Source organism: Mycobacteroides chelonae (genome assembly GCF_016767715.1).
Lineage (GTDB): Bacteria > Actinomycetota > Actinomycetes > Mycobacteriales > Mycobacteriaceae > Mycobacterium > Mycobacterium gwanakae.
This window is the reverse complement of the sequence record NZ_CP050145.1, coordinates 4,401,573-4,415,131: the sequence shown is the minus strand read 5'-3', so window position 1 is coordinate 4,415,131 and position 13,559 is coordinate 4,401,573. Positions and strand designations below refer to the sequence as shown.

5 protein-coding genes are annotated in these 13,559 nt (G+C 68.4%); 3 read left to right on the top strand and 2 right to left on the bottom strand.

The window, feature by feature from the left end:
- The first annotated feature begins 268 nt into the window (after positions 1-268).
- Positions 269-10,411, top strand: coding sequence for a hypothetical protein (locus HBA99_RS21715; RefSeq protein WP_165615244.1), 10,143 nt, complete (start codon positions 269-271; stop codon positions 10,409-10,411).
- Here the strand turns inward: HBA99_RS21715 and HBA99_RS21710 are convergent.
- Positions 10,408-11,187: an Rv0361 family membrane protein gene (locus HBA99_RS21710; RefSeq protein WP_030096231.1), complete on the bottom strand. Its 780-nt coding sequence runs from the start codon at positions 11,185-11,187 to the stop codon at positions 10,408-10,410. The two genes, HBA99_RS21715 and HBA99_RS21710, sit on opposite strands and share 4 nt — an antisense overlap.
- 103 nt (positions 11,188-11,290) lie before the next feature.
- On the opposite strand from HBA99_RS21710, the gene HBA99_RS21705 reads away from it, so the two are divergent.
- On the top strand, positions 11,291-11,719 hold the full coding sequence (locus HBA99_RS21705) for a DUF3151 domain-containing protein (protein ID WP_030096232.1): 429 nt from the start codon (positions 11,291-11,293) through the stop codon (positions 11,717-11,719).
- Positions 11,720-11,860: 141 nt separating this feature from the next.
- A complete protein-coding gene (locus tag HBA99_RS21700) occupies positions 11,861-12,772 on the top strand; it encodes a cation diffusion facilitator family transporter (RefSeq protein ID WP_070951969.1) in 912 nt (303 codons plus the stop codon).
- A 13-nt stretch (positions 12,773-12,785) separates the two neighbouring features.
- Here HBA99_RS21700 and HBA99_RS21695 read toward each other — a convergent pair whose 3' ends face one another.
- Complete coding sequence (locus HBA99_RS21695) at positions 12,786-13,550, bottom strand: site-2 protease family protein (protein ID WP_046254975.1); 765 nt, start codon at positions 13,548-13,550, stop codon at positions 12,786-12,788.
- Positions 13,551-13,559: the final 9 nt, after the last annotated feature.

The following is a 13,559-nucleotide window of genomic DNA, read 5'->3' as shown; positions in this document are numbered from 1 at the left end:
AGTGATCATGCTGTTCGCGCCGTTCATATTTCGCTATGCGCGCTCGTTTTCGGGAGATTTCTGGGACGCCGAATCCCAGTGGGGCGTCGCGTGGCTACGGCACTACATCCTTAGTAGACACGGTTGTCAATTGTCCATTACCTGACTCGGGAGTCAGGTAAGTAGCAAAGTCCTTGAAGTTTCACTAAATTGGGCATTTATACGTTCTTAAATGCATGTTTAAGATTTTCTCAGGTTACTTTTCTGATTCTCAGCGCATTTTTGTGCCATGACGCCTAATCTCGCCGTTACCGGCTCACATCGGCGTGTGTCGGATGGTCAGGCAAGTGAGGCAGTCATGCAGGCGTCGCGATCCCAAACTGTCCTCGCAATATTTGCGACAGCGGTCCTTCTGGCGGGTGGCAGTAGTTCGGTCTCCAAGTCGCTCATCGAGAAGCAGCGATTACTCTTCAGCGGCGACACCAGCCTGACGGCGTACTCGGGATCCCTGCCTGCGGTGGCTGTGACACCAAATTCGGCCCCGACCTCCGAAGCGCAGGGCTATGCGGACACCGCTGCCGGCGCCGCCGCAGTGGCCGACCTGATGGCCAAGGCCGCCGCCGATGCGGCCGCTCGCGCGGCACTGCGCAAGGCCGAAGCAGATAAGGCGGCAGCCGAGGCCGCGGCCAATCCGGCGGTCGCGGAAAAGCAAGCGCAGGCCGCGGCGGCCGCCGCGGCGGCCGAACAGGCACGCCACGACGCCGACGATGCGGCGCGGGCGGCGCTGGACGCACAGGCGGTTCTCGAAGCCGCGGCCGCCAATCAGAGCGCCGCGCAGGCGGCTGCGGCGGCCAACGAGAAGGCCTACCAGGATGCGAAGGCTGCCGCCGATGCCGCCGCAGCTCAGCAGCAGGCCGCCGATGCGGCGAAGGCCGCTGCGGAGCAGGCATTTGCCGATGCGCAGAGTCATGCTGCGGTGGGGGACAAGGCGTATCAAGATGCCAAGGCGGCGCTCGACGCCGCCAGCGCCGCACAGCGAGCTGCCGATGCGGCCAGGGCCGCTGCCGACGCCGCGCTGGCCGAGGCGCAGAGTAAGGCCGCGGCCAACGACAAAGCCTTGTCTGACGCTACCGCCGCCCAGGTGGTGGCGGACAAGGCCGCCGCAGATGCCTTGGCGGCCAAGACCACTGCCGACACCGAGCGCGCCAACGCCGACAAGATCGCGTCGGATGCGGCTGCTGCCAAGGATGTTGCGGCGTCGAAGGCTGCGGATGCGGCCAGGGCTGCTGCGGATGCGGCGGCGGCGAAGACGGCTGCGGAGCAGGCTTTTGCTAATGCGCAGAGTCATGCTGCGGTGGGGGATAAGGCGTATCAGGATGCCAAGGCTGCGTTGGACGCGGCGAATGCCGATAAGGCGGCCAAGGATGCCGCCAAGACCGCCGCCGATGCGGCACGCGCCGAGGCCGACAGGGTTGCGCAAGCAGCGGCCGCCGCGGCAACCGAGGCGGCCGGAAAGGCGGCTGTGGCGCAGCAGGCGGTCATTGACGCGGCGGCGCAGAAGACCGCTGCAGACGCCGCGCTGGCGGATGCCTCTAGGGCGGCCGCCGATGCCGCAGCCGCGAAAGACGCTGCCGCGTCCAAGGCCGCGGATGCCGCGAAGGCTTCGGCGGATGCATTGGCCGCCAAGACAGCTGCTGATGCGGTAGTGACCGATGCACAGGGCAAGGTTGCCGCCAGTGAGAAGGCCCTGGCCGATGCCAGCGCGGCCAAGGCCGCCGCCGATGCCGATAAGGCAGCCAAGGATGCGGCTAAGACTGGCGCCGATGCCGCCTTGGCGGATGCCTCGAGAGCCGCTACCGATGCTGCCGTTGCCAAAGATGCTGCCGCGTCGAAGGCCGCCGATGCGGCCAGGGTCGCCGCGGATGCGTTGGCGGCCAAGACCGCCGCGGATGCCGCCTCCACGGACGCGCAGACCAAGGCCACTGCCGCCGCCGCGGCCTCGGCTGATGCTGCTGCCGCCAAGGCCACCGCCGATAAGGTTGCCGCAGATGCGTTGGCGGCCAAGACCACTGCCGATCAGGTGGCTACACAAGCGAAGTCCGCCGCTGATGCGGCCGCCGCTGACAAGGCAGCGAAGGACGCCGCGCAGGTCGCCGCCGATGCCGATAAGGCCGCCAAGGATGCGGTTAAGACTGCCGCGGAAGCGGCGTTGACGGATGCCTCGAAGGCGGCGTCGGATGCGGCTGCTGCCAAGGATGTTGCGGCGTCGAAGGCTGCGGATGCGGCCAGGGCTGCTGCGGATGCGGCGGCGGCGAAGACGGCTGCGGAGCAGGCTTTTGCTAATGCGCAGAGTCATGCTGCGGTGGGGGATAAGGCGTATCAGGATGCCAAGGCTGCGTTGGATGCGGCCACTGCCGATAAGGCGGCCAAGGATGCCGCCAAGACCGCGGCCGACACCGCGCTGGCAGATGCACATGCCAGGGTCGCCGCCAGTGAAAGCGCCTTGACCGCGGCCACTGCTGCGAAGGTGGCGGCTGATCAGGTGGCGGCGGATGCGTTGGCCGCGAAGACTGTTGCGGATCAGGCGGCGGTGCAGGCGAAGTCGGTTTCGGATGCGGCGAATGCGGATAAGGCCGCTAAGGATGCTGCGAAGGTGGCGGCTGATCAGGTGGCGGCGGATGCGTTGGCTGCGAAGACTGCTGCGGATGGGGCGGCGGTGCAGGCGAAGTCGGTTTCGGATGCGGCGAATGCGGATAAGGCCGCTAAGGATGCTGCGAAGGTGGCGGCTGATCAGGTGGCGGCGGATGCGTTGGCCGCGAAGACTGCTGCGGATCAGGCGGCGGTGCAGGCGAAGTCGGTTTCGGATGCGGCGAATGCGGATAAGGCTGCTAAGGATGCCGCCAAGGCTGCTGCGGATCAGGCTGCTGCTAATGCCGCCGCGTCCAAGGCGGCGGCCGATGCCGCGCTGACGACCGCGCGGACCAATGCCACCGCAAGCAATCAAGCGTTGGCCGATGCCACCGCGGCCAAGACAGCCGCCGATACTGACAAGGCGGCCAAGGATGCCGCTAAGACCGCGGCGGATCAGGCCGCAGCACAGGCAGATACGGCAGCTCGAGCGGCTGCGGATGCCGCAGTGGCGGCGGGCCAACGGGCAATAGATGCGGGCAAGGCGGCGAGTGACGCTGCCGCTGCCAAGACTGTAGCCGATGGTGTGCTGGCCGATGCCGGCCGGGCGGCCTCAGATGCCGCCGCGGCAAAGACCCTTGCCGATCAAAAAGACGCCGCTGCGGCGCAGGCTTCGGCGGATGCGTTGGCTGCGAAGACTGCTGCGGATCAGGCGGCGGTGCGGGCGAAGTCGGTTTCGGATGCGGCGAATGCGGATAAGGCTGCCAAGGATGCTGCGAAGGTGGCGGCTGATCAGGTGGCGGCGGATGCGTTGGCTGCGAAGACTGCTGCGGATCAGGCGGCGGTGCAGGCGAAGTCGGTTTCGGATGCGGCGAATGCGGATAAGGCCGCTAAGGATGCTGCGAAGGTGGCGGCTGATCAGGTGGCGGCGGATGCGTTGGCTGCGAAGACTGCTGCGGATCAGGCGGCGGCGCAGGCCAAGACGGCGTCGGATGCGGCGAATGCGGATAAGGCCACTAAGGATGCCGCCAAGGCTGCTGCGGATCAGGCTGCTGCTAATGCCGCCGCGTCCAAGGCGGCGGCCGATGCCGCGCTGACGACCGCGCAGACCAATGCCACCGCAAGCAATCAGGCGGTGTCGGATGCTCAGGCAGCACTCACCGCGGCCAACACCGCCAAACAGAACGCCGACGCGGCAAAGGCTGCGGCTGATCAGGCGGCGGCGCAGGCCAAGACGGCGTCGGATGCGGCGAATGCGGATAAGGCCACCAAGGATGCCGCCAAGGCTGCGGCGGATCAGGCTGCTGCTCATGCTGCTTCGGCCAAGGCTGCGGCCGATGCCGCGCTGACGACCGCGCAGACCAATGCCACCGCAAGCAATCAGGCGGTGTCGGATGCTCAGGCAGCACTCACCGCGGCCAACACCGCCAAGCAGAACGCCGACGCCGCAAAGGTGAATGCGGACAAGGCGTTAAGCGATGCACAGAAGGTCGTCGACGCCATCCAGAAGGCCAAGGACGACGCTACCGCCGCGGCCGCGACGGCCCAGAGCACGCAGACCGCTTATCAAAACGCTCACGCAGCCACCGTTGCGGCGCAGCAGCAGCGCGATCAGGCGCAGGCAGACGTCACCTACTACACAACCAACCTCATCGGTATCGCCGCAAACCTGGCATCCCTGGGCACCCTCCTGGCCGGAGCCCAGCAGCGGCTCACGGCAGGCAACGCGGCAGTGACTCAGGCGCAGGCCACCGAAGCGACCGCCAAGACCGCCGCCGATAACGCCGCTGCCGCCAAGACCGTTGCCGATGCCGCGGCGGCGACGGCCATCAGCCAGGAGCCCGCGGCGATCGCGGCGCGCAATACCGCACAGACCAACGCGAACACCGCGAACAACAACGTCACAGCCGCAGCGCAACAGGTCAGCATCGCGCAGCAGGCCGTCACCACCACCGCTGCGGCCAAAGTAGTGACCGACCAGGCATTGACCGACGCAACGAATGCCGCTGCTGCCGCGGCTGCGGCCAAGACGGTTGCGGATCAGAATGCTGCGGCGGCGCAGACGGCTGCGGATGCGGCTGCGGCGGTGAAGGTCACCACGGATAAGGCGTTGGCCGATGCGAACAAGGCCGCCAGCGACGCGGCGGCGGCCAAGACCCTCGCCGATCAGAAGGTCGTAGACGCCCAGCAAGTTGTCACCGATACCACTGCAGCCAAGGTGGTGACGGATAAGGCGTTGGCGGATGCCAACAAGGCTGCCGGTGATGCGGCTGCGGCCAAGACGGTTGCGGATCAGAATGCGGCGGCGGCGCAGACGGCTGCGGATGCGGCTGCGGCGGTGAAGGTCACCATGGATAAGGCGTTGGCCGATGCGAACAAGGCTGCCGGTGATGCGGCTGCGGCCAAGACGGTTGCGGATCAGAATGCGGCGGCGGCGCAGACGGCTGCGGATGCGGCTGCGGCGGTGAAGGTCACCATGGATAAGGCGTTGGCCGACGCGAACAAGGCCGCCGGTGACGCGGCGGCGGCCAAGAGCACAGCGGACCAAGCCGCTGCCGATGCTGCTACCGCCGTCACCAATGCCGATGCCGCCAAGGCGGCCGCCGATCAGGCTTCGGTGAATGCCGCCACGGCGGCCGCGGCCGCAGCAGACGCGGCCTCCGTGGCCGCTCAAAACGCCACCGATGCCAAGGCCGCTGCACAGGCCGCCGCTGCGGCCAAGTCGACGGCGGACGCGGCATTGGGTGATGCGCAGACCAAGGCTGCGGCCGCCGCCACGGCGTTGACCGACGCCACCGATGCCAAGGCCGCCGCCGACGCCGATAAGTCGGCCAAGGACGCGGCCAAGACGGCAGCCGAGACTGCGTTGGCCGATGCGAACAAGGCTGCCGGTGATGCGGCTGCGGCGAAGACGGTTGCGGATCAGAATGCGGCGGCGGCGCAGACGGCAGTGGATGCGGCTGCGGCGGTGAAAGTGACCGCGGATAAGGCGTTGGCGGACGCGGGTAAGGACGCTTCTGATGCGGCCGCAGCCAAGACCGTGGCAGACCAACAGGTTGTTGATGCCAAGACGGCTGCCGATGCTGCCGCTGCGGTGAAGGCCGCCGCGGATACCGCGCTGGCGGATGCGGATAGGGCCGCTTCCGATGCATCGGCTGCGAAGGCCGCCGCCGATCAGAAAGCCACCGAAGCCGGTACGGCTGCCTCGGATGCGGCGACGGTGAAGGCCAACGCGGACAAGGCGTTGACCGACGCCGCCAAGGCTGCCAGCGACGCCGCGGCAACCGCGAGCGATGCCGCCGACAAGGCCGCCGCCGCTAAGACGGTCGCGGATACGGCTGCGGCGGTGAAGGTCGCCGCGGATACCGCGCTGACGGATGCCGATAAGGCCGCGGCGGATGCCGCGGCTGCCAAGGTGGCTGCCGATCAGAAGGCGGCCGATGCCAAGGCCGCGGCGGATTCCGCCACCGCGGACAAGGCGGCAGCCGAGGGGGTGCTGGCAGATGCGGACAGGGCCGCGGCGGATGCGGCTGCTGCCAAGGTGGCTGCCGATCAGAAGGCCGCCGACGCGCGTACGGCATCGGATGCTGCTGCCGCGGCGAAGGCAGCTGCGGACGGGGCATTGGCAGACGCCGATAAGGCCGCTCTCGATGCCGCTGCCGCCGCCAGGGATGCTGCCGACAAGTCCACCGCCGCACAGGCTGCCGACGACGCGGCCGCAGCGGTCAAGTCTGCGGCGGATACGGCATTGGCCGATGCGGGTAAGACCGCCACCGACGCGACGACCAGCGCCAACGACGCCGCCGACAAGGCAACCGCTGCCAAGACAGCCGCCGATGCTGCTGCGGCCGTCAAGTCTGCGGCGGATACGGCATTGGCCGATGCGGGTAAGGCTGCCGCTGATGCCGCTGCCGCTACCACCGCTGCGGACCAGAAGGCCACTGACGCGGCTGCCGCCGCCGATGCTGCCGCTGCGGCAAAGATAGCCGCCGACAAGATGTTCACCGATACTTCGAAGGCTGCCGCCGACGCCGCTGCCGCTGCCAGTGATGCCGCCGACAAGTCCGCAGCCGCGCAGGCCGCCGATGACGCGGCGGGCGTGGCCAAGGCCGCGGCGGACAAGGCGGTCGCAGACGCCGGTAAGGCTGTTTCGGATGCGGACGCGGCCAAGGCCGCCGCGGATCAGGCGGCGGCGCAGGCCAAGTCGGCCTCCGATGCGGCTGCTGCGGCAAAGGCCAGTGCCGATCAGGCGCTGACGGATGCAAACAAGGGCGCGACTGACGCGGGCACCGCGGCCCAGGATGCCGCGGACAAGGCTGCTCTTGCCATCCAGGCCGCCGTCGATGCGACATCCGCAAAGGAGGCGGCCGACCAGAAGGCAACGGATGCGGCCAAGGTTGCATCGGATGCGTTGGCGGCCAAGGCTGCTGCCGATCAGAAGGCGGCCGAGGCCAAGTCGACCTCCGATGCGGCCGCTGCGGCGAAGGCAGCTGCGGACGGAGCCTTGGCAGCTGCGGACAGTGTTGTTCAAGGTGCGGTTTCCGCGTCGGATGCGGCGGGTGTACAGGCCGGGCAGGCGGCGCAGGCTGCTGCGGCCGCGCAAGCCGCGAAGGCAGCCGCCGATCAGGCCTTGGCCGCGGCCGATCAAGCGGCCAAGGACGCCCTGTCGACATCTGATGCGGCGAATCAGGCATCGGCAGATGCCGCCAAGGCCGCCGCCGACGCCGCTGCGGCCAAGAGTGCCGCCGATCAGAAGGCCGCCGATGCGGCAAAGGCAGCTTCCGATGCGGCCGGTATCAAGGATGCCGCTGACCAGAATGCGGCCGCTGCCAAGGCTGCCGCCGACGCTGCCGCCGCGGCGAAGTCCGCTACCGATGGCGCGCTAGCGGGCGCGGACCAGGCCGCCAAGGATGCCGCTGCGGCGAAAGAAGCTGCAGATCAACAGCTTTCCGGTGCCGCCACATCGGCCGACGCGGCTGCTGCGGCTAAGGCGGCCGCGGATAAGGCCCTGGCAGATGCCAGCGCGGCGGCGAAGGCCGCCACGGATGCCGCCACGAATGCCGGCGACAAGGCAGCCCAGGACGCCAAGGCTGCGGCCGATGCTCAGGCAGCCAAGGCTGCTGCCGACAAGGCACTGGCAGATGCGGCCAAGGCGGCTCAGGATGCTCAGGCGGCCAAGGACGCTGCGGCGGCCAAGGCCACTCAGACCGCGGATGCGGTGCAGGCGGCGACCGATGCGGCGGCCGCCGCGAAGGCTGCTGCCGAGCAGGCAGTCGGTGATCAGAAGGCGGTCATCGACGCGGCAACTCAAGCAGGGGTGGACAAGGCCGCCGTCGATAAGGCCGCGGCTGACGCGCTGCGGTCCGCGGAAGCCGCCGCCGCATCCGCCGAGCGTGCTGCCAACGCCGCCAAGGTGTTCGCCGAAGCTCAGGCTGCTGCTGATCGTGACCGCGCCGCGGCGGATCAGGCGTTGAAGGACAAGGACGCTTCGGCGCAGGCTGCGGCAGCCGACTCCGCCAAGGCTGCCGCGGATCGCGCTGCCGCAGCGACTCTCGAGGCGGCAAGTGCTTCCGATGCGGCAGCGGTCCAGGCGGCCGAGGGGCAGGCGGCGTTCCAGAAGTTGGCGGCCGAGAAGGCTGCCGCGGACCGGGCGGCGATGGACAAGTCCGCGGAGGAAGCTAAGCAGCGCCTCAATATCATTGCCGCGGATTGCCGCCCGATCTTCGCCGAGGCTGCGGCGGCGGCTCAGACCGATCCGAAGGCTCAGGCGGACCAGAAGGTCCAATCCACCGAGATCCAGGTTGGTGCGGCCGCGCAGCTGGCGCAGGCGCGTGACACCCAGCAGTCATCCGCTGAGCGTGCGGTGACAGACAAGACCGCGGCCGCGGCGAGTGCGGGTGCCGTGGCGGGCAGTGCGGTGTCCGACGCATCGGCTGCTCGTGCCAAGGCCGTCGAAACCGCGAAACAGGCAGCGGCCACGCAGACCGCCCTGGATACCGCATTGACCACGGGGGCACCGGCGCCCGAGGTCGCCGAGGCACAGACCGCAGCCCGGATCGCCGCGGAACAGGCGGACGAGGCCGAGCGTGCGGCACAGGCCGCCGAGGCGCTGGCCGCGCAGGCTACCGCCGCCGCACAGACGGCCGCGGGAGACCGGGCGGCCGCGGAGGCGGCCGCCAAGGCCGCCGCCGATCAGGCGGCAGCGGCGCGAGCAGATGCGCAGAAGGCCGCTGACGAACTCGCTGCGGCACAACAGAAGGCCGACGGCTACGCGGCGGCCAAGGCGGCAGCGGACAAGGCCGCTGCGGATTACGCCGCCGCTGCTGCGAAGGACCGGCTCGCGTCCGCGAAGTCGGCTGAGGAAAAGGCAATCGCCGAACGTGCTTATGCCGATTGCGTTTCGGGGATGGCGGGCAAGTGCGGAGCCACCAATGTCGGCAACGGGGGCTCGGCATGGAACCTGTTCGGCGGACGCCCGCTGTTCGGACCGGGTGGGTTGATCATCGGTGACGGTTCACCCAACGCGGCCGGTGTGTACACCCAGCGCCCACTGTTCGGACCGGGCGGCCTGATCATCGGTGACGGTGGCCTCGGCCAGGATGGCGGTCTGCTGATCGGCAACGGCGGCAAGGGATTACCCGGTCAAAAGGGTGGTAACGGTGGCCTGCTGTTCGGTAACGGCGGCGCCGGCGGTGACGGACTGCCCGGGCAGAAGGGTGGCGACGGCGGTAACGCCGGTCTGATCGGCACCGGCGGTGCGGGCGGTAAGGGCGGCGACGCATCCGCGACGGCCGACGGCAAGACCGGTGTCGGCGGTGCGGGCGGTAACGGTGGCAAGGGTGGTGCACTGGCGGGTGACGGCGGTGCCGGCGGCAAGGGCGGAGAGGGCAGTAACTTCTTCACCGGAACGTCGACCGGCGGTGCCGGTGGTGACGGTGGCAGTGCGGGCATGCTCGGCAATGGTGGAGCGGGCGGCCAGGGTGGCACCTCAAATTCGTTTGATACCAGGACATCCGAACCAGGAACCGGCGGCAATGGCGGTGCCGGCGGTAGCGGCGGCCTGGTCGCGGGCAGCGGCGGCGCTGGTGGTGCCGGTGGCGAGGCCAAGACAACCTATGGGGAGACCAAGGGCGGTACCGGTGGCACCGGCGGAGCCTCGGGTGGTCTTACCGGTGACGGCGGTTCCGGTGGCACCGGCGGTGCTTCGTCGAGCCTGGGCGGCAGCGCGGTTGGCGGCGATGGCGGCAATGGCGCGAGTTCGCACGCCGTCGTCGGCAATGGCGGCAGCGGAGGGGCCGGAGGCAAGGCCGAGACCTCCAGCGGGCTCGTGAAGACCGGACCGGCTACGGGCGGAAAGGGCGGCACCGGCGGAAGTTCGGGTGTCATCGGCAATGGCGGTGGCGGTGGCGCCGGAGGCGATGCGAACGGCGATGGCACCAAGAGCGCCACAAAGACCGGTGGGGTGGGCGGCAAGGGTGGTGCATTCGGCAAGGACGGTCGTGCGGGTGCCGACGGTTCCGCCACGACAGGATCCGACACCGGATCCCATACCAACGCTTCGGGCTCGCGTGCCAGTGATGGTGGCGCCAACAAGTCCACGCCGGCAGGATCTGCGCGGACGGGTACCTCATCGCACGGGACGAAGAAGCAGTCTGGTGGCGAAGGTGGGGACAGCGCGGGTGAGACGGGCGCCGGTTCGCCTAGCGGCTCCACCTCGTCCGGCGGTTCGAGCTCGTCCTCGTCCTCCGGTGGTTCGTCCTCGTCCGGTGGCGGCGGCGGCTCGTCCTCGGGCTCCGGGAGTTAGTCGGACTGGCAGATCTTCCATTCCTTGTCGCGGAACTGCAGATCGAAGCTGCGCGATGAGCGGGTCTGCGGTGCGAACGCCATGAAAGAGGTGACATTGGCTTCGGCGTGCTCGCCGTTGACCACCACCTCGTCGATGCTGGCCACCACGGGGTACTGCTTGGCGGCGGCCACCTTCTGATAGGTCTGGGACCATTCGGCATCGGGGTAGCGGACGTAGCCGTCGCGGGTCTCGCCGCAGGTGATGGCGCGCAGCGCCGCCAGATTGCCGGTTTGGATGGCGTTGTCGTAGTTCTGAATGCTGTTGCGTACCAACTCTTCTTGCGATGCCTTCGGTGCGCTGGTACGCGAGATGATGACGGCCGCGAGCACGATCACCGCGGCCAGCGCGGCGACGACGAGTGTCAGCGCGATCACCCAGCCCCAGCTGCGCTTCTCTTCTTTGCGTGGTGCGATCGTCTCCGGGGTCGCGATCTTGGGACGCGCCTGGGTCGCCAGTGGCTGGATCATCTCGGTCTTCGGATCGTCGCCGACGGGCGCGATCATCTCGGTCTTGTTGGCGTCGAAGCCCGGTGCCGTGTAGCGCGGAACGTCCGGTTTTGCCGGAGGCATCACGACGGTCTGCGCATCGTCGAGCGGGGGGACCGGGCCGGTATCGGCGGTATCGGATATCTCCGGGGTGTGCGCGGCGCCTTCCGGCTGCTCGGCAGAGTCCACAGGCTCGTCGCCCTGTGAGTCGGGCTTGGCCTCGGAATTTCCACCGGTGGGGTTCGCCATGCGTTTCGTTCCTTATCCGTGCTTAGCGCTCTTTCGCGCAGGCGCGATCGACCGCGCCCACCCTATCGCGATCGCGGGATCGGGTTGGCGTCAGAATGGCTGCATGAGTCCAATGCATGATCTGCTGGGTCCCGAGCCTGTGCTGCTACCCGGAGACGCCGAGGCCGAGTCGGCCCTGATCGAGGGCCGGGATCCTGCCGCGGTCGCGGCGGCGTACCCCTCCGCATCGATCGCCTGGGCCGAACTGGCGGAGAATGCGCTGGACGGTGACGGCTCGGTCGGCAGCATCATCACCGCCTACGCATTCGCGCGTACCGGGTATCACCGGGGCCTGGACCAGTTGCGACGGAACGGATGGAAGGGCTTTGGGCCGGTGCCCTACTCGCATGAGCCCAACCGTGGTTTCCTGCGAGCGGTGGCAGCCCTGGCGCGCGCCGCCCAGCTGATCGGCGAGAGCCACGAATTCGCGCGGTGCTGCGATCTGCTCGACGACTGCGATCCGGCCGCTCGCCCCGCGCTACTTACTTCCTGACGTCGACACGCCGTCTTGTGGCGGCAATGTGCGATACGAATCCGCCACCGCGCGGCGTGTCGGCGAAGCGCGGCGGGCGGAATGACCCATTGGCCTATGCGAACTTTTGCATATAAGTTCGAGAGGTCGAGAGGAATCACAGTGGGAGCCGGTCACGATCACGGGCATGTAGGCAATCCGGCCGACGCCCGGGTGGGACGAATGTGGGTCTCGCTGGGCATCGTCGGCTCCTTCTTCGTGCTCGAGCTTGTCGTCGCCTTGCTGATCAACTCGCTGGCCCTGCTGGCCGATGCGGGCCACATGCTCACCGATCTGGTCGGGCTCATCATGGGGCTCAGCGCCATCCTGCTGGCGCGCCGCGGCAGTACCTCGGCGGCACGGACTTATGGATGGCACCGGGCAGAGGTGCTCACCGCGATCGTCAACGCGGCGCTGCTCACCGGCATCGCGGCGTTCGTCATGTACGAAGCGGTGGAGCGTCTCACCGGTGGCGCACCCCCGGAAGTGCCGGGTCTGCCGATGATGGTGGTCGCGCTGGCCGGTCTGGCCGCCAATGTCGTGGTGATCCGGCTGCTGCGCTCACACGCGGAAAGCAGTCTCGCGGTGCGCGGCGCCTACATGGAGGTGCTGGCCGATGCCGTCGGCAGCGTCGGGGTACTCGTGGCGGCGATCATCACCCTGACCACGGGCTGGCGATACGCCGACATTGTGGTCGGTGTCCTGATTTCGCTGTGGATCCTGCCGCGCGCGTTCTCGCTGGCGCGGGCCGCGCTGCGCATCCTGACGGAGACCTCGCCCAAGCACATCGACGTCGACGAGCTGCGTGCCGCGTTACTGGCGGTGGACGGCGTGAGCAGCGTGCACGACCTGCATGTGTGGACCCTGGTGCCCGGAAAGGACATGGCCACCGCGCACCTGACCAGCACGGCCGACGCAGCGCAGGTGCTGGCGGCAGCACGGTCCGTACTGGCCGAGCGTGGTCTTCCTCATGCCACCATCCAGGTGGAACCCCCTGAGGCGCAGGAGCATTGCGAGGAACACGCCAACTGGTAGCGGTCGGTTCCGGCTAGAGCAGCTTGCCCCAGAAGCGGAACAGCCAGCCGCCGATACGGGAGAGATCGGGGTCGACGCCCAATGACGCGACGATCCAGTAGACCGCATCGAAGAATGCCCTGTTGATCGGCGGCGACATCAACAGCACGAACAGGATCAGGAATCCGAACGTCTTGGCATTGGCAAGCGTGCGTTGCGTTTTCGGGCTCAAGTGCGGCTCGAGCGCGCCGTAGCCGTCCAAACCCGGCACGGGCAACAGGTTGAGCACCACCGCCGTCACCTGGAGGAAACCGAGGTAGGCCATCGCCGCCCAGAACACCACATGGTCGCGATCGGCGAAAAGCGCTGTCGTCCCCAGAATCAGTACCGCGAGTGCGGCATTGGCGCTCGGCCCGGCCAGGCTCACCTGGGTGCGCTGCCGGTTGGTCATCCCGGCGGTGTGCACGTACACCGCGCCGCCGGGAAGCCCGATGCCGCCGAGTGCGATGAACACCAGCGGCAGCACCATCGAGAGCACGGGATCGGTGTACTGCAGCGGGTTCAACGTCAGGTATCCGCGTGCCTGGGTGTCGCCGAAACGCCAAGCCGTGTACGCGTGTCCGAACTCGTGCAGGCACAGGGACACCACCCAGCCGGTGAACACGAAGACGAACACCCCGCCGCGGGCCAGCGGCTCGGTGGAATTGCCGCCGAGCCACGCGAGCACCGCCCCGGCAACGGTGAGTGCGACGAGCGCGAGAAAGACCGGGCTGGGACGGACGGACTGGGAGGTCTTCACCGGTGCGAA